The following is a 22126-nucleotide window of genomic DNA, read 5'->3' as shown; positions in this document are numbered from 1 at the left end:
CGAACCGAAATCGATACTGACGAAAATGCTGTAACGGCGGACACCTACCTTCCAAACGACAAGATGATCAGTCGTCTTACACGCAGATACGCGAGGACGGTTGCTACGGCCAACCCGTAGGCGCCACCCGTAAAGTGCCGACGAACGATATAGTACTTGAAGAAGTTGTAGACGAGTTCGATCGGGATGCGCGCGAGCGATCCCCACTTGTTTTTCGGAATCTCCTTTTGCTGCAATTTGAAGTAGTTGAGATTCTTCTCAATCAAAAATCCCAAGGAACGCATATTATTATGCAGAACGGGGGACTTCACCTGCAGGAACTGCCCGGCCGCCAGCTTGATCTCGTCGTGAACCAGGCTCTCCGGAAACCGGCATCTGCGACGATCGTAGAGACGGACGTAGTTGTGGCTGTCGGCCCAGAGGCGCGGCCGGTCGCGCCCCGGGTAGACGGTGCGGATGTGGAAGCGGAAACCCTGCACGGCCTGCGGGATCGGAGCGCTCAGGATGGCGGTGAGTTCCGCGCGCGCCGCCTCGCTCAACCACTCGTCCGCGTCGAGATTGAGCACCCAGTCGTAGGACGCGACCTCCTCGGCGAAGCGCTTCTGCGGCCCGAACCCTTTCCACGGGTTGTGAACGACCCGCGCGCCCAGCGACGCGGCCCGCGCGACGGTGCGATCGACGCTGCCCGAGTCGACGACGACGATCTCCCGAACCAGCCCCATCACCGACCGGATGCAGGTCTCGATGACGTCCTCTTCGTTCTTGCAGATGATCGTGCAGGTGACGCCGTGGATGATGGAGGCTTCCACCGGGAGCGGACCGGCCGCACGCGATCCAGTGTCCATTCAGGGATCCTCGGAATGCTCCCGACCACCGCCGGGTCCGCGCGTCGAGGGACGACGGGCCGCCGCGCTCCGCTGCCACGCGCGCGCCGCCGTCAAGCGATGGCGGGCCGGCCTCGCGTCCGGAACCGGCCCCTATCAGGCGCGGGGCCGAAGTCAATCTCGGCAGCGAAGGCGGGCCGGGCTCGGCCTGGCTCGACCATTGACGGCTGGCCTCGCGGTCTCCTGTGATGCAAGGAAGCACGATCCGGCCTGAGGGACAGGGCAAGGGACAGGGCAAGGGACACGCCATGGACGATCTGACGCTCGCCGCCGCCTTCCCCCCCGCCACGCGGGAGCAGTGGCGCGCCCTGGTCGACGGCGTCCTCAAGGGCGCGGAATTCGAGAAGCGCCTCGTGCGCCGCACCCGCGACGGCATCCGGATCGAACCCCTCTACGACGCGGCCGAGCCCGCCCCGCAACCCCCGCGCGCTACCGGCGAGCCGGCGCCCTGGCGCGTCGTCCAGCGCGTCGACCACCCCGACCCGGCGGAGGCCAACGCCCTCGCCCTCGCCGATCTCGACGGCGGGGCCGACGCCCTCGCCCTGGTCCTCGCCGGAGCGCCGGCGGCGCGCGGCTTCGGCCTGCCCGGGCCCGAGGCGATCGAGCGGGCCCTCGACGGCGTCATGCTGCCGCTGATCGGCCTGCGTCTCGATGCAGGCCCCCGCGCCGTCGAGGCCGCCAGAGCCCTCGTCGCCCTCGCCGAACGGCGCGGCGAGGCGCTCGGCTCCCTGGACCTCGACCTCGGCATCGACCCGGTCGGCACCCTCGCGGCGACGGGCGCCCTTCCGGCACCCTGGCCCGAGACGAGCGCAGAGCTCGCCGCCCTGCTGCGGGACCTCGACGCGAAGGGCTTCGCCGGCCGGGCGGTACTCGCCGATGCCCGGCCCTTCCACGAGGCCGGCGCGACAGAGGCCGGCGAACTCGCCGCGGCGCTCGCCAGCGCGGTGGCGCTGCTGCGCGCCCTGGAGGCGGGGGGGATCGGCCTGGAGCGGGCCCGCGACGCGCTCGCGGTCCTGCTGGTGGCCGATGCGGACGAGTTCCTGACCCTCGCCAAGTTCCGGGCGATGCGCCGGCTCTGGGCCCGGATCGAGGAGAGCTGCGGCCTCGCGCCCAAGCCCCTGCGCATCCACGCCGAGACCGCGTGGCGGATGACCACCCGGCGCGATCCCTTCGTGAACCTGCTGCGGACGACCTGCGCCACGGTCGCGGCCGGCCTCGGCGGCGCCGACGCCGTGGCGGTGCTGCCCTTCACGGCGGCGCTCGGCCTGCCCGACGCCTTCGCGCGGCGCTGCGCGCGCAACACGCAGCTCGTCCTCCTCGAGGAGTCGAACCTCTGGCGCGTCGTCGACCCGGCGGCCGGCGCGGGCGGGTTCGAGGCGCTGACCGCCGATCTCTGCGCCCAGGCCTGGGCGCAGTTCCAGGAGATTGAGCGCGAGGGCGGCATCGTGGAGAGCCTGTCGTCGGGCCGGCTGGCCGGCCGGCTCGCCGCGACCCGGGAGGCGCGTGACCGCGACCTCGCCAGCCGCCGGGAGCCGATCACCGGCACGAGCGAGTTCCCGCTCCTCGCCGAGCCGGAGGTCGCGGTGCTGCGGCCGGCCCCGGCGCCGGAGCCGGTGCCGCCGGGAGCCCTCCCCTCCCGGCGCCTCGCCGAGCCCTTCGAGCGCCTGCGCGACGCCTCGGACGCGTTCCTCGCCGAGACCGGGCGGCGCCCGCGCGTGTTCCTGGCCAATCTCGGGCCGATCGCCGCCTTCACGACCCGGGCGACCTTCGCCCGCAATGCCTTCGAGGCCGGCGGGATCGAGGCCGTGACGAATGACGGCTTCCCCGACCACGCCGCGATGGCGGCGGCCTTCCGGGAGGCGGGCACGCCGCTCGCCTGCCTGTGCGCCTCCGACGAGATCTACGCGGCAGAGGCCGTCCCGGCCGCGGCGGCGCTCGCCGCGGCGGGCGCCCGCACCCTCTACCTCGCCGGCCGGCCGGGCGCCCTCGAGGCGGAGTTGCGGAAGGCGGGCGTCAGCCGCGACCTCTACGCCGGCTGCGACCTCCTGCGGCTGCTGGAGGAGGCGCAGGGCCTCGCGCGGCAGCCGGCCTGACCGGAGCGGCAACCGTCGCCGGATTCGCACGTTTGTGGCGGGGGCTTGAGCCAGGAGGGACACGAGTGACGACGATGCTGCGGGCGGCCTGCGCGGGCCTCCTCATCCTGACGGCCGCCGCGCCGGCGCTGGCCGCCAAGCGCCAGGCCCCGTCGGTCAAACGCTTCGACGGAAGCTGGAGCGTCGAGGTCATCACCGAGTCCGGCACCTGCGACCGGGCCTACCGCTACGGGATCATCATCCAGGACGGGCAGGCCCGCTACGCGGGCGGCTCGGACTTCGTCATCGCGGGCCGGGTCCAGCCGAACGGGGCGGTCCGTGGGTCGATCAGCCGCGGCGACGCCAGCGCGCAGGTGGTGGGCCGCCTCGCCGACGGCTGGGGCAACGGCACCTGGACCAGTTCCGGCTCGACCCGCTGCGGCGGCCACTGGAACGCCGAGAAGCGCGGCTGACCCGCCATCCGCTGATCAAGCGGGCGGCAGGTCAGGGGGCCCGCGCGGCGGAGCGTCGCTCCGCACGCCCGAGCGACGCCGGTTTCGGCATCGCGACGCCATCGGTCGGAAACCGGATCACCCGCCGCAAGCCGCGGCATCTGCCGCAGAATCGCCCCGGACGGGGGGCAGGCTCGCCGGACTGATCCTCCAGATGATTCGGCCGGCACCGGATGATGAGACCCCTGCTCCTCGGCATGCTCTGCGCGGCGGCCACCAGCGCGGCCGTCGCCCGCGACACTCAGGACCGGCGCGCGGCCGTGCCGCCCGCGGAATCGGCCGCGACCGCCTGCTTCGCCGAGAGCATCGGCAGCAACCCGGCGGCGCTGAACCACGCCCGGGTTGGGCGCTGGTACGAGGCGGCCGGTGTGATCGGCTATCTCTGCCGCCCCGAGGTCGACGCCATGATGCGCGATCACGACCGGCGGTACGGGGCGGGGACCGGAGCGCGCTACTTTCGCGGCGCCTATACCCGCCACCTCGCCCAGGCCCTCGAGCAGCAGCTCAAGCCGGTGATCGAGACCAAGACCTGGGCCAATGCCGAGCCCCGCCCCGATGCCGAGGGCGAGGCGCCGTCGGCGAAGCCGTAATCCCACGGCGGGGCGGCGTCGGCCGATCGCTCTGCTTCACCGCGTCAGCACCGGCATCGAACTCGTGGGGCCGAGCCCCTTGGGGACCGGGACGTCGGTCGCGGCGTAATCGGCGTTGATGACGAGGCGCGGCGCCTGCGCGAGGGTGATGCGCCGCGCCACGATCGCCGTGTACTCGGACAGGTCGGCCACGACCTGGTTCGCCGCCACCGCGAAGGTGCCCCGCGGCAGGTAGATCGTGCCGACGAGGCGGCGGGCGCTGTCGCTGGTGATCTCGAAGCGGCGGCCCTCCGGGGCGGCTCGGTCCTCGTGGAACAGCAGCCCGGCCATGTCCCCGGTCCGCGGCGCGGTGAGTTCCACCCGCGAATTCTTCAGGAAGTTGAGCGGGCGCACGACGCCGTCCGAATCCGGCGCCACCGTCCCGGTGAAGTAGAAGCCGACATTCGTGCCCTTCAGCGACCCGATCGCGACGCTCAGGCCCACCGTGCAGTTGAGGAGGTTGACGTTGATCGTCGCCGTGGGATCGGCGCAGGCGCTCGGCGTTCCGAGCCCCGCCGCCGTCACGCCGAGGCGCGCCGCCGCGGGGCCGACGACCAGGGGGCCGTCCTTCATCACGTAGACGCCGGGATTGAGCGTGACCGTCGCGTCGCCGGCCACGGTGAGGCCGCCGCAATAGGTGCCGGGCGACAGGACCCGGCTCTCGCCGGAGACCGTGAGGTTGGTGTAGCTGCAGCCGCCCACCGCCGGGGCGACCCGGTCGGCGAGGGGGTCGCGGATCGCCGGGCAGCCGGTGATCGGCGCCGGCCGGAAATTCGCCCCCGACCCGGCGTAGCCGCCGACCGCGCAGGTTCGCAGCGAGGTGACGAGGGACGCGGCCTGGGCGTCGAGGGCCGTGGGACTGGGCGAACTCGCGTAGACCGAGCAGTTGCCGGCCTCCACCCGCGCCAGGTCCGTGAGGGCGACGGTGCTGCTCCCGGCCGCGTCGAGGGCCACCACGCAGACCTTGACGGTGCCGAGCGTCTCCGCCGTCGCGGTCACGGCGATGTCGGTGAGGAGCGGCGTCACGAGGCGGCTCATGATCGCCCGCTTGCGCCAGGTGAGTGTCACGGTCGCGCCGGTGGGCGGGGTGCTGTCGCCGGCGACGAGCGTCGGCACGAAGGCCCCGCCGGTCGACGCGCGGTAGACCGCCTGGGTCGCCACGCTCACCGGCCCGTCCCCGTCCCGGGACGCCGCCAGGGCGCGCACCTGGCTCTCCGCCACGGCCTGCATGCGCTGCGAGGTCGCGGCCGCCACCTGCATGTCGGAGACGACCGCCAGGGCGGCGGCGTCCGCGGCGTTCTGCAGAACCTGGACCTGCGACCGCCAGGAGGCGTAGTCGAGCGCGACGCCGACGGCGCCGAACAGGGCCGGCGCCCCCAGCCCGAACATCACCAGGACGTTCGCGGCCCGCTCGGCCCCGAACCGCCGCAGCGCTCTCCAGACGCGCCCGACCATCGCCGCAACCCTGTCGTCCTCGACGGACGCATCAGGCGGCCACTCTGGCTAACGCGACCTTGCCGGAGCGGGGCGGCCGGCGAAGTGCGTTAAGGTTGTGTTACTCCATGTACGCCACCTGTGCGTTCAATGCGTGAGCGTCGGCATCGCGCTCGTGGGACCGAGGCCCTTCGGCACCGGGATGTCGGACTTGCCGTAATCGGCGTTGACCACGAGGTTCGGCGCCTTGGCGAGGGCGATCCGCCGCGCGACGATGGCGGTGTATTCCGACTGGTCGGCGACGATCTGGTTCGTCCGCACCGCGAAGGTGCCCTCCGGCAGGTAGATGGTGCCGACGAGCCGCCGGGCGTTGTCGCTGCCCACCCGGAACTCGTGGCCCGCCGCCGCTGAGCGGTCCTCGTGGAACAGCAGGCCGGCCATGTCACCGCTCTTGGGCGCCGTGAGCGTCACGGTCGAGTCCTGCATGAAGTTCACCGGACGCACGACCCCGTCCGGATCGGCGTCCACCGCCCCGGTGAAGTAGAAGCCGACCTCGCTGCCCTTCAGCGAACCCGCCGGGAGCGCGACCGTCTCGGACGAGGAGCGCGAGGAGGTCGTCGTAGACGTGGAATCGGAGTTGGACGGGGGAGCCGTTCCGCTCGAACAGGTCTGGCCCAGGGTGCCGAGCAACGGGAGGCTGGCGCTCCCGCAGCCGGAACCGAAGCCGAAGCCGGCGCTGACGCCGCCGACGCCCGCGCTGACACTCGCACCGCTGGCGCTGGCGCTCGCGTTGACCGTGGCTCCCCCGGCGCTGACGCTCGCCGTGGCGGTCCCGTCGAACGCGAGGCTGCTGGAACTCGTCGAGGTGGAGCTCGTCGCCGAGGCCGTGGCGGTGCCGACCATGGCTCGCGTCTCGGTATCCGGGGGGCCGACCACCAGCGGTCCGTCCTTCATGATGTAGATGCCCGGGGAGAGCGTGACCACGGCACCCGGGCCGATCACCAGACCGCCGCAATAGGTGCCGGGTGCGAGGAGCCGCGTCTCGTTCCTGATGACGACTGTCTTGCGCTCTTTGCATCCCCCGACCGCGGGGGCGATCCGGGCCGCCAGCGGGTCCCTGATCGGCGGGCAGCGGGTGATCGGCGTCGGCCGGTAGTTGCCGCTGCTCCCGCCGTAACCGCCGACCGTGCAGGTCTTGAGGGCCGTCACCTGCGACGACGCGTCCGCGCGCAGCCCCGCGCCGCTGGTCGACAGGGCGTAGATCGAGCAGTTGCCGGCCGAGACCTGGGCCCTGTCGGTGAGGCCGAGCGCGGCCTCGCCGGCCGGATCCAGAGCCACCACGCAGACCTTCACCGTTCCGAACGTCTCGGCCGTGGCGGTCACGACGATGTCGGTGAGCTGCGGCGTCACCATGCGGCTCATCACGGCCCGCTTGCGCTGGCTCAGCGTCACGGTCACGCCGGTGGGCGGGGCGGAGTCGCTTCCCAGAGGCGTCGGAACGAAATCACCCCCCTCCTGCGAGCGGGATACGGCCTGCGTCCGCACGGTCAGCGGCCCGTCGCCGTCGCGGATCGGCACCTGGGCGCGGACCTGCTGCTCGGCGACCGCCTGGATCCGCTCCGCCGTCGCGGCAGCGATCTGCATGTCGGACATCGCCGCGAGGGCGGCGGCATCGGCGGCCTGCTGCAGGGTCTGGGTGTGGGCCCGCCAGGACGCGTAGTCGACCGCGACCCCGACCAGACCGAACAGCACCGGCGCGGCCACCCCGAGGATGAGCGCGACGTTGCCCCCCCGGGCACCGGCGAAGCAGCGCATCGCATGGGAGAGGAAACCCGGCATCAAGCGGCTCATCCGTTCTGACGCAACACCGTCGGAACGGTACCTCAAGGGAAAACGAGCCGCGACTCCGCATCTGACCTAGCGTTAACAGACCCCCACCCCGGCGCGCGGCACGGGAAGTCTCTCGCAGGAGCCGTTTGTATTTTTGTCAGCTGTCCATCTTGAGGGCGGCGATGAACGCCTCCTGCGGGATCTCGACCTTGCCGAACTGGCGCATGCGCTTCTTGCCCTCCTTCTGCTTGTCGAGGAGCTTGCGCTTGCGCGAGATGTCGCCGCCGTAGCACTTGGCGGTGACGTCCTTGGACAGGGCCCGGATGGTCTCGCGGGCGATGATCTTGCCGCCGATCGCCGCCTGGACCGGGATCTGGAACAGGTGGCGGGGGATCAGGTCCTTCAGCTTCTCGCACATCGCCCGGCCGCGGAACTCCGCCCGCGTGCGGTGGACCAGCATGGACAGCGCGTCGACCGGCTCGCCGTTGACCAGGATCGACATCTTCACGAGGTCGCCCTCGCGGTAATCCGAGATGTGGTAGTCGAACGAGGCGTAGCCCTTCGAGATCGACTTCAGCCGGTCATAGAAGTCGAACACCACCTCGTTGAGCGGCAGGTCGTACACGACCATCGCGCGCTTGCCGACGTAGTTGAGGTCGACCTGGGTGCCGCGCCGGTCCTGGCAGAGCTTCAGCACCCCGCCGAGGTATTCGTCCGGTGTCAGGATGGTGGCGCGGATCCAGGGCTCCTCGATCGAGGCGATCTTCATCACGTCGGGCATGTCGGCGGGGTTGTGCAGCTCGCGCACCTCGCCGTCCGCCATGTTGAGGCGGTAGACCACGCTCGGCGCGGTCGAGATCAGGTCGAGGTTGAACTCGCGCTCCAGCCGCTCCTGGATGATCTCCAGGTGCAGGAGGCCGAGAAAGCCGCAGCGGAAGCCGAAGCCGAGCGCGGCCGAGGTCTCCATCTCGTAGGAGAACGAGGCGTCGTTGAGCCTGAGCTTGCCCATCGCGCCGCGCAAGTTCTCGAAGTCGGCGGCATCGACCGGGAACAGGCCGCAGAACACCACCGGCTGCACCGGCTTGAAGCCCGGCATCGCCTCCTTGGTCTGGCGCTTGTCCTCGGTGATGGTGTCGCCGACGCGGGTGTCGGCGACCTCCTTGATCGAGCCGGTGAAGAAGCCGACCTCGCCGGGTCCGAGCTCGGACACGTCCTGCATCTTGGGCCGGAACACGCCGAGGCGCTCGACGCCGTAGGCCGCATCGGCCCCCATCATGCGGATCGTCATGCCCTTCTTGAGCACGCCGTCGACGATGCGCACCAGCACGACGACGCCGAGATAGACGTCGTACCAGGAATCGACCAGCAACGCCTTCAACGGCGCGGTCCGGTCGCCCTTCGGCGGCGGCAGGCGGGTGACGATCGCCTCCAGCACCGCCTCGATGTTGAGGCCGGTCTTGGCCGAGATCGGCACCGCGTCCTTGGCGTCGATGCCGATCACCTCCTCGATCTGCTCCTTGACCCGGTCGGGCTCGGCCGCCGGCAGGTCGATCTTGTTGAGGACCGGGACGATCTCGTGGTTGGCGTCGAGCGCCTGGTAGACGTTGGCGAGCGTCTGCGCCTCGACGCCCTGCGAGGCGTCGACGACCAGCAGCGAACCCTCGCAGGCGGCGAGCGAGCGCGACACCTCGTAGGCGAAATCGACGTGGCCGGGCGTGTCCATCAGGTTGAGGACGTAGTCGCGCCCGTCCTGCGCCTTGTACTCGAGGCGCACGGTCTGCGCCTTGATGGTGATGCCGCGCTCCTTCTCGATGTCCATCGAGTCGAGCATCTGCTCGCTCATGTCGCGGGCCGCGACCGCGCCGGTGATCTGGATCAGCCGGTCGGCGAGCGTCGACTTGCCATGGTCGATATGGGCGACGATCGAGAAGTTGCGGATGTTGTCGATGGGGGACGCGGTCATCAGCAGGCGGTCTCCGGCGCCCAGGCGCACCGAGGGGCGTGGCGCACGGCGGTCGAATGGAAAGAGGCCGACGGGAGATAGCAGCGGGTCCCCGCCGCGCCAAGACGGCGGCGGGCCGCACGGAGGATGTCGGCGGCGGGCCGCACGCTCCCGACGGACAGGCTCAGGCGCCGAGCCTGTCCGCGACCTCCTCGGCGAGCGAAAGGCTCGACGTCAGGCCCGGGCTCTCGATGCCGAACATCTGAACGAGGCCGGGCAGGCCGTGCCCGGCCGGGCCGTCGAGCACGAAGTCCATCGCGGGCTGGCCGGGGCCGGAGAGCTTCGGGCGGATGCCGGCATAGTCGGGAAAGAGGGCGTCGTCGGGGAGGTCCGGCCAGTAGCGCCGGATCGCCGCGTAGAACAGCGCGCCGCGGGCCGGATCGACCGCGTAGTCGGGCGCGTCGATCCACTCGACATCGGGGCCGAAGCGCATGCGCCCGGCGAGGTCGATGGTCAGGTGGATGCCGAGGCCCCCCTCGACCGGGGCCGGGTAGATCAGCCGCGTGAAGGCGGGACGGCCGAGGCAGCCGAAATAGTTGCCCTTGGCGAGGACGAGCCGCGGGATCCGCGCCTCCGGGTAGCCCTCGGTCGCCCGGGCGATGTCCTGCGCCCCGAAGCTCGCGGCGTTGACCACCGCATCGACCTGCAGTTCACCGGGCGCCTCGCCGCCATACTGCGCCACCCAGCCGGTCCCGTCCCGCAGCAGCCGCTCGACCGGCGTGCGCAGGGCGAGCGCGCCGCCATGGGCCTCCAGGTCGCCCTGCAGGGCGAGCATCAGCGCGTGGCTGTCGACGATGCCGGTCTCGGGCGAGTGCAGGGCGCTGACGCAGGCGAGGTTGGGTTCGAGCCGGCGCGCCTCGGCGCCGTCGATGAGGTCGAGCCCCTCGACGCCGTTCGCTCGTCCCTGATCGTAGATCGCCGCGACCTTGGCGCGCTCGGGCTCGGTCGCCGCCACGATGAGCTTGCCGGTCCGGGCGTGCGGCACGCCGTGGCTCGCGCAGAATTCATAGAGGCGGCGCCGTCCCTCGACGCAGTGGCGCGCCCGCAGGGAGCCCGCCGGGTAGTACATGCCGCCGTGGATGACCTCGGAATTGCGCGAGGACACGCCGGTGCCGATGTGGCCCTCGGCCTCCGCCACGATCACCTCGTGGCCGCGCAGCGCCAGCGCCCGCCCGCAGGCGAGCCCGACCACGCCGGCGCCGATGACGAGGATCAGCATGCCCGTCCGTCTCTCTCGCCCGCCTCCCCCTCCCCCCTATGCGGGGGAGGGTGCCCGGCGGAGCCGGGCGGGAGAGGGGAACCACGCGTCAGGATGCAGCGGGACCGTGGTGACGGGCGCCACCTGAATCAGCGTCGCGCCACCCCCTCTCGGGGGGACTTCGTCCCGCTGCGCACACTCCGTTCGCCACCCTCCCCTGCAGAGGGGGGAGGGGGCACGGCGCCTCAACCGATCACGCCGCGATCGACATGGTCGGCTCGGCGGCGCGCACGTCGGCGTCGACATGGGCCTCGAAGCGCTTGAAGTTCGCCTGGAACATCTCGACGAGCTTCTTGGCGGTCTCCGCGAAGGCCGCCTTGTCCTGCCAGGTCTTGACCGGGTACAGGATGTGCGGCTCGACGCCCGGCACCGAGGTCGGCACCGCGAAGCCGAAATACGGGTCGCGGCGGTAATCGGCCTTGGCGAGCGAACCGTCGAGGGCCGCGGTCAGCAGCCGGCGCGTCACCCGGATCGGCATGCGCCGCCCGGTGCCCACGCCCCCGCCGGTCCAGCCCGTGTTGACGAGCCAGCAATCGACGTGGTGGCGGGCGATCAGGTCGCGCAGCAGGTTGCCGTAGACGCTCGGGTGGCGCGGCATGAAGGGCGCCCCGAAGCAGGTCGAGAAGGTCGCCTCCGGCCCTTTCAGCCCCTTCTCGGTCCCGGCCACCTTGGCGGTGTAGCCCGACAGGAAGTGGTACATCGCCTCGGCGCCGGTCAGCTTGGCGATCGGGGGAAGCACCCCGAAGGCGTCGCAGGTCAGCATCACGATGTTCTTCGGGTGCCCGGCGCGGCCGGTCGGGCTCGCGTTCGGGATGAAGGGCAGCGGGTAGGCGCAGCGCGTGTTCTCGGTGCGCGAGGCGTCGTCGAAATCCGGCAGCCGGGTGACGGGGTCGATGACCACGTTCTCCATCACCGTGCCGAAGCGCTCGGTGGTGGCGTAGATCTCCGGCTCGGCCTCCCGCGACAGGCGGATGGTCTTGGCGTAACAGCCGCCCTCGAAGTTGAAGATGCCCTTCGGGCTCCAGCCGTGCTCGTCGTCGCCGAGCAGCACCCGGGCCGGATCGTTGGACAGGGTGGTCTTGCCGGTGCCCGACAGGCCGAAGAACAGCGCCGAGTCGGCCGCCGCGCCCACATTCGCCGAGCAGTGCATCGGCATGACGCCGGCCTTCGGCAGGATGTAGTTCAGGTAGGTGAAGACCGACTTCTTCATCTCGCCGGCGTAGGAGCTGCCGCCGATCAGCACGATCTTGCGCGTGAAGTCGCAGGCGATCACGGTCTCGGAGCGCACGCCGTGGCGGGCCGGGTCGGCCTTGAAGCTCGGCAGGTCGATGATCGTCAGGTCGGGCTCGTAGGTGCCGAGTTCGTCGCGCTCCGGCCGGATCAGCAGGTTGCGGATGAACAGGGAGTGCCACGCATACTCGGTGTAGACGCGGGCGCGGACCCGGTGCGCCGGATCGGCGCCGCCGTAGAGGTCCTGCGCGAAGAGGTCGCGGCCTTCCGCCTGGGCGATGAAGTCGGCGTGGAGCTGGTCGAACTGAGCCGGCGTGATGGCGCCGTTGTTGTCCCACCAGACCTCGTTCTCGGTCGCGTCGTCGCGGACGACGAACTTGTCCTTCGGGGAGCGGCCGGTGTGGACGCCGGTCTCGGCCACCAGGGCGCCGCCCGCCGCGAGCTGGGCCTCGCCCCGCTGCAGGGCCTGCTCGTAGAGGCTCGGGGCCTCCAGGTTCCAGAAGACGCGCTTGAGGTTGCGCAGGCCGACCCGGTCGGGGCCGACCGCAGCGTTGTGGACGCCGATATCGCTCACGAGTGTTCCTCCTGGCGCCGGGCCGGGGGGCGGGGGTCCACCCGGCGCGCGCCGATGCCCTCGTTCGTCGGACGCTGCCGGTTCCCGGACGTGGCGACCGCCGCACCCGGACCGCGCACGCGCGAGGCCGGACCAGGGCCGTTAGTAGGTGGCGAAACTTCGCGGTTCAATCGCAAAGGCGCGAGACTGGGGTAACAGACCGGATCTTCTGTCACTCCGCCTGTCCGGACTGCGCCGGAACCTCCCGCGCGCTCCGCGCCATCTCGACCAGGGTCTGCCGCAGGGTTCCGGGACTTGTCAGCCGTTCGGGGAAGGTGACGCGGGCGGTCCGGTCTCCGGCGAGAAGATCAAGCCCCTCGGGGTCGAGCCCGGTGAGGCGCCAGGGTCCGGGCTCCGCGCCGGCGAAATGCGCGGCGTAGAGGGCGAGCGCGTCGGCGTGGTCCTGGTTCATGTGGGCGACGGCGCCCGCCTCGCTCTCCGCCAGGGCCTCCAGCCCGGCGAGGTCGGTGAGAAGTTCGGCCGGGCTCAGGGTGGCGGCCTTGGCGAAGCCGCCGTTGAGGTGGCCGGCCTGCGGTTCCAGGCGGAAGAAGGCGAAGTCCGGGAAGTCGGCGTAGAGCTTGGCCTTGGGGTGGCGGGCGAGGAAGCGGGCGCGTACCCGCGGGTCGTCGCTGCGCGCCGCCCGGCCCGACACGGTGAGGCGCGGATGGGCGAGCGGGTCGCCCTTGCCGCCGGGGCTGAGCAGGAGCGAGCAGCGCGGCTCCGCCTCCAGGTTGAGCGTGTGGGCCGAGAGGCGCGAGAGCAGCATCAGCGGCGCGCCGTCGAGGTCGGTCGCCACGGTGACCAGGGAGGCGAAGGGTGCGCCCTCGCTCCGGTCGATCGTCGCCAGCGCCCCCGCGCGGGTGCTGCGCAGGATGTCCTTGGCGAGGCCGATCGCGTCGAAGGGCGCCTGCGCGGCGGGCAGCGGAGCCGCCTGCGGTCTCTCGGTCTCGGCCATGGCGTCCGGTCTCCCTCGTGCGCCGGGCACCCTGGCGCGGGCGATCGGGGCCGTCCAGCGCCCCTCGCGTCGCGGCCCGCGGCCTCGCCGAGTCGGGCGCTCGCTTTTTGATGGCTTTCGCCGTAAGGGTGTCCGAACCGTGGCCCGCCCGCCACTGTCCAGCCATTTTGCGGGACGGGCACGGGCCTCCGCCAAGGCCGGGCTCGCACCGGCGGAAGTCGGGTGGCGTTCAGGAGGATCCTGCGATCCTGCGGGGCACGCCACCCTCGTCCCAGGGATTCCTCCATGCCGACCATCGCCCTCGTCGACGACGACCGCAACATCCTCACCTCGGTGTCGATCGCGCTCGAGACCGAGGGGTACCGGATCCAGACCTACACGGACGGCGCCTCGGCCCTCGACGGACTCAAGCACTCGCCGCCGGACCTCGCGATCTTCGACATCAAGATGCCGCGCATGGACGGGATGGAGCTGCTGCGCCGCCTGCGCCAGAAGTCCGACCTGCCCGTGATCTTCCTGACCTCGAAGGACGAGGAGATCGACGAGCTGTTCGGCCTGAAGATGGGCGCCGACGACTTCATCCGGAAGCCGTTCTCGCAGCGCCTGCTGGTCGAGCGGGTGAAGGCGGTGCTGCGCCGCTTCGCCGCCAAGGAGGCCGGGCCGGCGGCCGCCGCCCGCGAGGCCGAGGCCGCCGCCGCCCGCTCGCTGGAGCGCGGGCAATTGATGATGGATCCCGAGCGGCACACCTGCACCTGGAAGGGCGAGCCGGTGACGCTGACCGTGACGGAGTTCCTGATCCTGCAGGCGCTCGCCCAGCGCCCGGGCGTCGTGAAGAGCCGCAACGCCCTCATGGACGCGGCCTACGACGACCAGGTCTACGTCGACGACCGCACCATCGACAGCCACATCAAGCGGCTGCGCAAGAAGTTCAAGGTGGTCGACACCAACTTCGACATGATCGAGACGCTCTACGGCGTCGGCTACCGCTTCAAGGAAGCGTGAGACTTGGCCAAGTGAGCAGCGGTTTCGCACTCGGCGCCGTGCGGCGTCTCCTCGGGGCCGGGGCACCCGGGACGGGCAGCGAGGCCGATCCCGAGGCCGAGGCGCCGCGGGAAGCCTTCTCGCCGCGCATGGTCGGCCGCTGGATCGCCCAGCGCGCCTCCTCCAGCCTCACCCGGCGCATCGTCGTCCTGAACCTCGCCGGGCTGATCGCCCTGCTGGTGGGCTTCCTCTACCTCAACCAGTTCCGCCAGGGGCTGATCGAGGCGCGGGTGAAGAGCCTGCTGATCCAGGGCGACATCATCGCGGGCGCGATCGCCGCCTCGGCCACGGTCGACACCGACGCGATCAGCATCGACCCCGACCGGCTGCTGCAGCTCCAGGCGGGGGATCCGGGCGCGGCGGGCGAGGAGCCGCCCTCGGCCCTGGAATTCTCCCTCAATCCGGAGCGGGTCGCCCCGCTCCTGCGGCGGCTGATCACGCCCACCGGCACGCGGGCGCGGGTCTACGACCTCGACGGGACGAGCCTGATCGATTCCCGCAACCTCAACGTGCGGGGCGACCTCGCCCGGCCCGAGGTGCCGGTGCGCAAGGAGAAGCCGAGCTTGATGGAGCGGGCCTGGGACGGGGTGCGCGGGCTGCTGCCCCTGCCCCACCGCGAGGCCGCCGCGGAGGATGCCGGCCCCTCCGACGGGCGTAGCCTCCCGGAGGTGCAGCGGGCGCTCGCCGGCAGCCGCGGCACCCTGGTGCGGCGCAACGCGCATGGCGAGACGATCGTGTCGGTGGCGGTGCCGATCCTGCGCGCCCGCGCGGTGCGCGGCGCCCTCCTGCTCTCGACGCAGGAGGGCGACATCGACAAGATCATCGCCTCCGAGCGCTTCGCCCTGCTGCAGGTGTTCCTGATCGCCGCCCTGGTGATGGTGGTGCTCTCCCTCCTCGTCGCCGGCCAGATCGTCGGCCCGGTGAGCCGGCTGTCGGAGGCGGCCGAGCGGGTGCGGCTCGGCATCAAGTCGCGCCAGGAGATCCCCGACTTCACGACCCGCTCGGACGAGATCGGCCACCTCTCGCGGGCGCTGCGCGACATGACCCAGGCCCTCTACCGGCGCCTCGACGCGATCGAGAACTTCGCGGCGGACGTCTCGCACGAGCTGAAGAACCCCCTCACCTCCCTGCGCAGCGCCGTCGAGACGCTGCCGCTCGCCAAGACCGACGAGTCCCGCGGGCGGCTGATGCAGATCATCCAGCACGACGTGAAGCGCCTCGACCGCCTGATCAGCGACATCGCGGACGCCTCGCGCCTCGACGCGGAGCTGGCGCGGGCCGAGGCGGCGCGGGTGGATCTGAGGAAGCTCCTCACCACCGTCACCTCCGTGGCCAACGAGCGGCGGCGGCCGCGGGACGTCGCCATCACCTTCACGGTGGAGCCGCCGCCCCCCGGCATCGAGGATCCCTTCGCGATCATCGGGCACGACAGCCGGCTCGGCCAGGTGGTGAACAACCTCCTCGACAATGCCCGCTCCTTCTCGCCCAAGGGCGCGACCGTGCGGGTGACCCTGCGCCGGCTGCGCAACACCGTGGAGCTCGTAGTCGAGGATGACGGGCCGGGCATCCCGCCCCACGCCCTGGAGCGGATCTTCGAGCGCTTCTACACCGACCGGCCGGAGCAGGGGTTCGGGCAGAATTCGGGACTCGGCCTCTCGATCTCCCGGCAGATCGTCCAGGCGCATCGCGGGACGATTCGGGCCGAGAACCGGCCCGGCACCCCCGGCGAGGACGGCGAGCCGGGCGTGCTCGGCGCCCGCTTCGTCGTGCGCATCCCGGGACTCCACCGCTGATCCCCGCCCGCGCCACGCTCCACGCCACCTGCGTGGTGCTGGGCGAGGACGGGCTACTGATTCGCGGCCCGGCCGGGAGCGGCAAAACGACCCTGGCGCGGGACATCCTGCTGGCCGGCCCTATGTACGGGCTCTTCGCGGGGCTGGTGGGCGACGACAGGGTGATCGTGGAGCCGCGCGGGGGCCGCCTCGTGGCCCGGCCGCACGCGGCGCTCGCGGGCCTCCTGGAGATCCGCGGCGCGGGCCTGCAACACGTTGGAAACACGATGCCTTCGGCGGTGCTGCGCCTCGTCGTGGACCTCGCCGAGTCGGTGGAGCGGATGCCCGAGGCGGGTGCGGAGACGGTTTCTCTCCTGGGGGTTGCAGTCCCTCGCATGATTCTTCCCCGGGACCCCGACCGGACGAACAGGGTGTTGTGGCGCTGGCGCCGCCCCCATGGCATCATGATGACGGGCTGATGCGGTTTTCGCCGCATTGCTCTTGCGCTCGCCCTTGCGCTGCACAAAATGGCGGCTCGGCTCTGAAAGGGGCGTCGGAACTCGTGTCGATGATTGGAATGGTGCTCGTCACCCACGGTTTGCTCGCGACGGAGTTCAAGGCCGCGCTGGAGCATGTCGTGGGTCCGCAGGAGCAGCTCGAGACCATCACGATCGGCCCCGAGGACGACATGGAGGTCCGGCGCAAGGACATCATGTCGGCCGTTTGCCGGGTGAATACCGGTGACGGCGTCGTGGTCCTGACCGACATGTTCGGCGGCACGCCCTCGAACCTCGCCCTCTCGTGCATGAACGGCGGCTCCGTCGAGGTGGTCGCCGGGATCAACCTTCCCATGCTGATCAAGCTCGCCAGCGTCCGCGACGAGGAGAGTCTCGGCGACGCGGTCCTGCACGCGCAGGAGGCGGGCCGCAAATACATCAACGTGGCGTCCCGGGTCCTCGCCGGGAAGTAACCTCCTCCCGGACGAGAGCCGGAGGGCGCGACCCGCCTCCTCAACCGGCTCCAGCAGGATCCGATTCCCGATGAACGACGACGATGCGGCGGAGGCACCGCCGGTGCCCGAGGGGGCGGTGGCGCGCAGCCTGCCGATCATCAACCGCCGCGGCCTGCACGCCCGGGCCTCGGCCAAGTTCGTGCAGGCGGTCGAGCGGTTTCAATCCGAGGTGACCGTCACCCGGGGGGGCGAGACGGTGGGCGGGCGCTCGATCATGGGCCTGCTGACCCTGGGCGCCGCGCAGGGGACGAGCATCCACGTCACGGCGCTCGGCCCCGACCAGGACGCCTGCATGGAGTACATCGCGGCGCTCCTCGCCAACCGCTTCGGCGAGGACGAGTAGCGGCGCGGCTCAGGCGGCGCGCAGCGCCCGGTCCACCGCCTCGGGTTCGCGCTCGATCACGAGCAGGAGGCGCGGACGTCGATCGACCGGAATCGCCGAGTTCACTGTGTCTCAGCCCGTTCGCAATGCGTCCAGCACGGCCTCTGGAGCCCGGTCGATCACCAGCAGATAGGCGCGCGTCGGCCCTTCCGGTTGCCGCGACCCCTGTTCCCAGTGCCTCAGCGTGTTGACGGAAAAGCCGAATCGGCCAGCAAACTCCTCCGGCGTCAAGTTCAGCTTGGCACGGATCGCCTTGACATCGATCCGCTCGGGGACCCGAACGCGATAGTCGCGATCGTCGGCCGCGCCCTCCCCATAAGTTAACGCTTGCTCGAGCCCTCGACGGATGCTGTCGGCCACAGCGCTCATGATTTTGTCCTCTTGAAACGATCAACCAACAGAGTCGTCAGCTGTCGGAAATCGTTACGATCTTGCTGGCTCAAGTCAGCACGCTCGTTTTTGGCATAAGCGGTCAAGGCGAAGAGCGGCATTTCTGGGTCGTGGCCATAGGAGATGACCCGCGCACCACCGCGCTTGCCGCGTCCTTCGAGGCCCCAGCGCAGCTTGCGGATACCGCCCGTGCCCTGGACAAGATTGCCCGCAAGGGGATTGTAGGCGAGATAGCTCACAAGCAGGACGCATTCCTCGTCGCTCATCAGCTTGCGACTGGTCGACAGGAACTCCGGCGTCTCGACCACCGTGATGGGGAGCACCTTGGTCACACCGGAATACGACGCCAATGGATCAGTGACGCAAGCGAAAGAACCATCCAAGGAACCAACGCCCCGCTCAAGCCTCGCTCCGGGCCCGACCGGCGAGCTGCGATCGTGTTGGGATCTTCCGGCAGGACCGGCCGCTTCTGATGTTGAGCACACCGGCTCGTCGGTCGCACCCGCATCAGGCCATATCGGATATCCGCTTCGCCGGCCCGCTGTCGGTCCGATGACCGGCGGAGGCCATCCCTCTCGATGCAGCCTCCGCTCCGCGGTCACCGGTTGGGCCGCGCAGCCATTCCCCCGACAACTGCTCCTGCACGGCCTGCCGGATGATGGCGGCCAAGTGGTCGCTCACGGGATCGGCCCTCCCGTCCGCCCCGCGGAGCATCAGCCCGAGCGACGGCAGCGTCGGCAGGCCCGACGCGGCAGGATCGATGACGCGGACGGAGGACGGGCTGCCCACCCGCGTGCGGAGCGCGATACCGAGTCCGGCTGCGGTCGCCGCCCACAGCCCCCCGAGGCTCGGGCTGACGAAGGCGATCCGCCACGCGATCCCGTGCTGCTCCAGCCGGTCGCAGGCGATCTTGCGCAGCAGACACGGCGCTTCGAGGGTCACGAGCGGCAACGGCTCGCCCCGGCCCGGGCGCCACAGGGGCTCGTCCTCCGCGGCATTGAGCCAGCAGAGTGGCAATGAGGCGATCCGCTCCGCCGGCGTCGCCGTGCCGTCATCCCACGCGAGCGCCAGATCGAGCTGCCCGGACGCGATCCGGGCCGTCAGTTCGGTGTTGCGGGCGATCCGACCCTCGATCCTGACTTTCGGATGCGCGCGGGCGAACCGGCCCAGCACCTGCGGCAGCATTGTCTCCCCGAAATCCTCCTGCAGGCCCAGCCGGATCCAACCCTCCAGATCGACACCCCGCACGGCGCCGAGGGCCTCGTCGTTCAGGCTGAGCAGCCGCCGGGCGTAGGCGAGGAGCGTCTCGCCCTCCTCCGTGAGGGCCAGTCCGCGGCCCGACCGGCGCAGCAATGCCGTGCCGGTCTGCTCGTCCAGCTTCCTGAGATGCGCGCTGACCGCGGAGGTCGACCGGCCGAGCCGGTCCGCGGCGCGGGCGAACGAGCCGGCATCCATGCCGGTGACGAAGCTGCGCAGAGCGTCCATGTCGAGATTCGTCAGGCGCATCGCTCAATCCCGAAAAGCAGGAGTGTCCATCCCGAATAATCCGATTTTCGGGACGATGCTGGCGATCCATGCTCGGTCCGTCAACCGCTCCGAAGGTTCGCAACCGATGCCCGTCCCCCGGATCTCCCTCATGGCCGGCAAGCCTCCGGCCGACCTGACTGCCGTCGCCGACAGCCTCGATCGCGCACCGATCGAGTCCTTCGAGGTGGCCGAAGGGGATCGCTTCGCCGCCTTCCATCAACACGCGCGCGGCGAGCTGATCGTCGATCGCGCCCATGGCGGCGGACCGCGATCGGATGACCTCATCGTCTTCCACGTCGTCGCCGGCTGGCCGCGCTCGGCGCAGACCAAGGCCGGCTTCTTCAAGCGTCGGGTCGAGACCCTCGCCGCGGCCCCTGGCCTGCACCCGGAGGACGTGATGGTCACGATCGTCGACGCGGCCCTCGACGACGGGTCGTTCGCGCGGGGTCTGTCCGCAGCGGCCCCGCGCGACGGGACCGGCCGATGAGCGATCCCTTCGCGATGGAGGCCGCCACGCCCTCGGTCATGACCGTGCGGCGAGCCGGCAGCGGCATCGTCTCCGCCCCGAGCGGAGTCGCCCGCGGAGACTTCCTGGTCCAGATGCTGCTGTCGAGCCGGACGGAGGGTGAGATGACGGCGATGCGGGCCTTCCTCGGACCCGGGGTGGTGACGCATTGGCACAGCCATCCCCGCGGCCAGCTCCTCTTCGCGCTCGACGGCGTGGGCCTCGCGCAGCGGGACGGCGACGCCGTCGTCGAACTTCGCGCGGGGGACAGCGTCTGGTTCGCGCCCGGCGAGCGGCACTGGCACGGCGCCTCACCCTCCGCGCCCTTCGGCTATCTCAGCGTCCAGCCGGTGAAGGACGGAACCGCCGTTCACTGGATGGAGGCGGTCGACATCAAGGACAGTCAGTCATGATCGCGATGCAGTACAGCTTCATCCTGCCGGCAGATTACGACATGGAGATCATTGAGCGCCGCATCCGGGACAAGGGAAAGCTGCTGGACGGATTTCCGGGCTTGCGGTTCAAGGCTTACCTGTCTGTCCGCAAGACCGATGCCGGGCTCGGCAGCGACGAGAACCTCTACGCACCGTTCTATCTCTGGGATGAGCCGAAGGGCCTCGACGCGTTCCTGTCCGGCCCCGGCTTCGCCGGGCTGACGCGGGATTTCGGCTGGCCGGCGGTTCAGACCTGGATGGTCTGGCACGCCGAACTCGGCGCAGATCTGGGTGAGGCGCGGTTCGCCAGCCGGCGGGTGACGCCGATCGCGCCCCATTCCGACTTGGCCTCGCGGCGAGACGCCGCGATCGCCGCGGCCCAGGCCGCGGTCGGGACCGGTGCCCTGGCGGCCGTCGCAGGGTTCGATCCGACGGGCTGGAGGCAGATCACCTTCCACCTCTGGCGGACACCGCCCAGGCGTGATGAGGGAGCCCAAGGCTACACCGTGGGGCACGTCTCGCTGCCCGCGCTGTCGTGACGACGCACGAGCCGACAGGGCTCACCGAGGACGCGAGCAGCCCGTCGTCGGATCCTCACGCGGAGCGCCGCCACCCGATCAGACCACCGCGCCGCAGCCCGGCCGCGCGCCGCACCGGCGCCACCGCCACCACCGCCTCGGCCAGCGTCACGCCCGAACCCTCGTCCCCCGACCCGCTCAGCCGGTGGCCCGCCTCGCGCCAGATCTGGTCCTGGCCCGCCGGGCCGAGGCGGAGCGCCGCCGCCACCACGGTCCCGTCCCGGCGCACGAGGTCGACGCCGCAGGCGCGGCGCTTGGCGAAGCGGCGCATGATGACCCGCAGGGCGGCCGCCGCGGCCGGATCGGACAGCAGGTTCGGCCCCGACCGGTTCCCCTCCAGGACCAGGAAGCTCTCGACGGCATCCCGGATCGTGTGGGGGGAGCGCACCCGCTCGAGGGAGGTGCACTCACGGGGCAGCGGCGCGAGGAGGGACGCCGCCACGGGCTCCTGCGGGTGGAGCGCGAGTCCGCGCCCGGTCTCCGCCGCGGCCTCGCGCAGGGCCGCGACGAGCGGCCCGTCCGGCGGCAGTCCCGGCAGACGGAGGGTCTCCAGGCGCAGGCCCGCCCGCGCGAGGTGGTCCAGGGCCGTGCGCAGCACCCGGGCGGCCTCCTGCGCGGCGACGACCGGCGCCGGCCCCTCGGCCAGGGGCAACTCCCACAGGCGCGCCGCCCGTCCCGGGCGCAGGCCGCTGGGCAGGTGCAGCGGCAGCACGCCCTGCAGGCGGGGCGCGCCGTCCCGCTCCTGCCAGACGAGGAGCAGGGCGAGCCGGCGGCCCTCGGCGAGGTGCTGGGCCACGGTCAGGACGTAATCGGGATCGGCCCAGACGCCCGGCGACACGGCCCGGGGCAGGAGCGCCTGCCACGCCGCGATCTCCGGGTCGCGCAGGCTGGCGGGATGGCGCAGCTCCGCGCTCCAGCGCCCCTCCTCCCGGAGCCCGCCCTCGATCACCGTGAAGGCTGGAATCCTCATGCCCGTCCCCTGTTGGAGCGCGGCCGTCTCGGATCGGAACGGCCGCGCAGTCGCGCCCGTTCATCTCTCAAGAACCGTGCCCCCCGCCGCATCAGC

At 71.2% G+C, this 22126-nt stretch carries 22 protein-coding genes; 11 read left to right on the top strand and 11 right to left on the bottom strand.

The annotated features are described in order from the left end of the window. Nucleotides 1–44 precede the first annotated feature (44 nt). The gene (locus tag ACW9J6_RS11715) at nt 45–845 is read right to left on the bottom strand and encodes a glycosyltransferase family 2 protein (protein WP_457116647.1); all 801 of its coding nucleotides are present in this window, start codon (nt 843–845) and stop codon (nt 45–47) included. Between the two features lie 287 nt (nt 846–1132). Here ACW9J6_RS11715 and ACW9J6_RS11710 point away from each other — a divergent pair, with 287 nt between their 5' ends. From ACW9J6_RS11710 to ACW9J6_RS11700, 3 genes are all read left to right on the top strand, one after another. Further along, entirely contained in the window at nt 1133–2977 is a 1845-nt protein-coding gene (locus ACW9J6_RS11710) for a methylmalonyl-CoA mutase family protein (RefSeq protein WP_457116646.1), read from the top strand. A gap of 74 nt (nt 2978–3051) precedes the next feature. After that, complete coding sequence (locus ACW9J6_RS11705) at nt 3052–3429, top strand: hypothetical protein (protein ID WP_457116771.1); 378 nt, start codon at nt 3052–3054, stop codon at nt 3427–3429. 212 nt (nt 3430–3641) lie between these two features. Further along, nucleotides 3642–4058 carry a hypothetical protein gene (locus ACW9J6_RS11700; protein ID WP_457116645.1) on the top strand — a complete coding sequence of 139 codons (417 nt, stop codon included), beginning with the start codon at nt 3642–3644 and terminating at the stop codon, nt 4056–4058. Nucleotides 4059–4094: 36 nt separating this feature from the next. Here the strand turns inward: ACW9J6_RS11700 and ACW9J6_RS11695 are convergent, their stop codons facing one another. From ACW9J6_RS11695 to ACW9J6_RS11670, 6 genes are all read right to left on the bottom strand, one after another. Next, nucleotides 4095–5552: a pilus assembly protein TadG-related protein gene (locus tag ACW9J6_RS11695; RefSeq protein WP_457116644.1), complete on the bottom strand. Its 1458-nt coding sequence runs from the start codon at nt 5550–5552 to the stop codon at nt 4095–4097. A gap of 126 nt (nt 5553–5678) precedes the next feature. Continuing rightward, the gene (locus ACW9J6_RS11690; RefSeq protein WP_457116643.1) at nt 5679–7370 is read right to left on the bottom strand and encodes a pilus assembly protein TadG-related protein; all 1692 of its coding nucleotides are present in this window, start codon (nt 7368–7370) and stop codon (nt 5679–5681) included. A gap of 148 nt (nt 7371–7518) precedes the next feature. Continuing rightward, nucleotides 7519–9324, bottom strand: a complete 1806-nt coding sequence (gene lepA / locus ACW9J6_RS11685) for a translation elongation factor 4 (protein ID WP_457116642.1) — start codon at nt 9322–9324, stop codon at nt 7519–7521. Between the two features lie 163 nt (nt 9325–9487). Beyond that, a complete protein-coding gene (locus tag ACW9J6_RS11680; protein WP_457116641.1) occupies nt 9488–10582 on the bottom strand; it encodes an NAD(P)/FAD-dependent oxidoreductase in 1095 nt (364 codons plus the stop codon). Between the two features lie 232 nt (nt 10583–10814). Further along, nucleotides 10815–12425, bottom strand: a complete 1611-nt coding sequence (locus tag ACW9J6_RS11675) for a phosphoenolpyruvate carboxykinase (RefSeq protein ID WP_457116640.1) — start codon at nt 12423–12425, stop codon at nt 10815–10817. Nucleotides 12426–12636: 211 nt separating this feature from the next. Further along, a complete protein-coding gene (locus ACW9J6_RS11670; protein WP_457116639.1) occupies nt 12637–13419 on the bottom strand; it encodes a HugZ family pyridoxamine 5'-phosphate oxidase in 783 nt (260 codons plus the stop codon). Between the two features lie 285 nt (nt 13420–13704). Here ACW9J6_RS11670 and ACW9J6_RS11665 point away from each other — a divergent pair, with 285 nt between their 5' ends. From ACW9J6_RS11665 to ACW9J6_RS11645, 5 genes are all read left to right on the top strand, one after another. Next, complete coding sequence (locus tag ACW9J6_RS11665) at nt 13705–14421, top strand: response regulator transcription factor (protein WP_012330216.1); 717 nt, start codon at nt 13705–13707, stop codon at nt 14419–14421. A gap of 128 nt (nt 14422–14549) precedes the next feature. Then, nucleotides 14550–16253: a stimulus-sensing domain-containing protein gene (locus ACW9J6_RS11660; RefSeq protein WP_457116770.1), complete on the top strand. Its 1704-nt coding sequence runs from the start codon at nt 14550–14552 to the stop codon at nt 16251–16253. Beyond that, complete coding sequence (locus ACW9J6_RS11655; RefSeq protein ID WP_457116769.1) at nt 16250–16711, top strand: HPr kinase/phosphorylase; 462 nt, start codon at nt 16250–16252, stop codon at nt 16709–16711. The genes ACW9J6_RS11660 and ACW9J6_RS11655 overlap by 4 nt, the downstream gene beginning before the upstream one ends. A gap of 89 nt (nt 16712–16800) precedes the next feature. Continuing rightward, complete coding sequence (locus ACW9J6_RS11650) at nt 16801–17202, top strand: PTS sugar transporter subunit IIA (RefSeq protein ID WP_203158957.1); 402 nt, start codon at nt 16801–16803, stop codon at nt 17200–17202. A 70-nt stretch (nt 17203–17272) separates the two neighbouring features. Next, nucleotides 17273–17587: an HPr family phosphocarrier protein gene (locus tag ACW9J6_RS11645; RefSeq protein ID WP_457116638.1), complete on the top strand. Its 315-nt coding sequence runs from the start codon at nt 17273–17275 to the stop codon at nt 17585–17587. A gap of 111 nt (nt 17588–17698) precedes the next feature. Here ACW9J6_RS11645 and ACW9J6_RS11640 read toward each other — a convergent pair whose 3' ends face one another. The 3 genes from ACW9J6_RS11640 to ACW9J6_RS11630 form a co-directional block, all read right to left on the bottom strand. Continuing rightward, nucleotides 17699–17995 (bottom strand): helix-turn-helix domain-containing protein, encoded by a 297-nt coding sequence (locus ACW9J6_RS11640; RefSeq protein ID WP_457116637.1) that lies wholly within the window; start codon nt 17993–17995, stop codon nt 17699–17701. Continuing rightward, a complete protein-coding gene (locus ACW9J6_RS11635) occupies nt 17992–18348 on the bottom strand; it encodes a type II toxin-antitoxin system RelE/ParE family toxin (RefSeq protein ID WP_457116636.1) in 357 nt (118 codons plus the stop codon). The genes ACW9J6_RS11640 and ACW9J6_RS11635 overlap by 4 nt, the downstream gene beginning before the upstream one ends. A 175-nt stretch (nt 18349–18523) precedes the next feature. Then, the gene (locus ACW9J6_RS11630) at nt 18524–19522 is read right to left on the bottom strand and encodes a LysR substrate-binding domain-containing protein (RefSeq protein WP_457116635.1); all 999 of its coding nucleotides are present in this window, start codon (nt 19520–19522) and stop codon (nt 18524–18526) included. On the opposite strand from ACW9J6_RS11630, the gene ACW9J6_RS11625 reads away from it, so the two are divergent. From ACW9J6_RS11625 to ACW9J6_RS11615, 3 genes are read left to right on the top strand one after another with little or no spacing between them, the layout of a single operon-like run. Then, on the top strand, nt 19470–20030 hold the full coding sequence (locus tag ACW9J6_RS11625; RefSeq protein ID WP_457116634.1) for a tautomerase family protein: 561 nt from the start codon (nt 19470–19472) through the stop codon (nt 20028–20030). The genes ACW9J6_RS11630 and ACW9J6_RS11625 overlap by 53 nt on opposite strands. Then, nucleotides 20027–20461 (top strand): cupin domain-containing protein, encoded by a 435-nt coding sequence (locus ACW9J6_RS11620; protein ID WP_457116633.1) that lies wholly within the window; start codon nt 20027–20029, stop codon nt 20459–20461. Before ACW9J6_RS11625 ends, ACW9J6_RS11620 begins: the two co-directional genes overlap by 4 nt. Then, on the top strand, nt 20458–21021 hold the full coding sequence (locus ACW9J6_RS11615; RefSeq protein ID WP_457116632.1) for a DUF4865 family protein: 564 nt from the start codon (nt 20458–20460) through the stop codon (nt 21019–21021). The genes ACW9J6_RS11620 and ACW9J6_RS11615 overlap by 4 nt, the downstream gene beginning before the upstream one ends. 55 nt (nt 21022–21076) lie before the next feature. On the opposite strand, the gene ACW9J6_RS11610 is transcribed toward ACW9J6_RS11615, so the two are convergent. Next, complete coding sequence (locus ACW9J6_RS11610) at nt 21077–22030, bottom strand: hypothetical protein (RefSeq protein WP_457116631.1); 954 nt, start codon at nt 22028–22030, stop codon at nt 21077–21079. Nucleotides 22031–22126: the final 96 nt, after the last annotated feature.

The sequence above is a fragment of the Methylobacterium sp. JK268 genome, assembly GCF_054052225.1.
The sequence above is the reverse complement of the archived record's forward strand: the minus strand, read 5'-3'. Positions and strand labels throughout refer to the sequence as shown.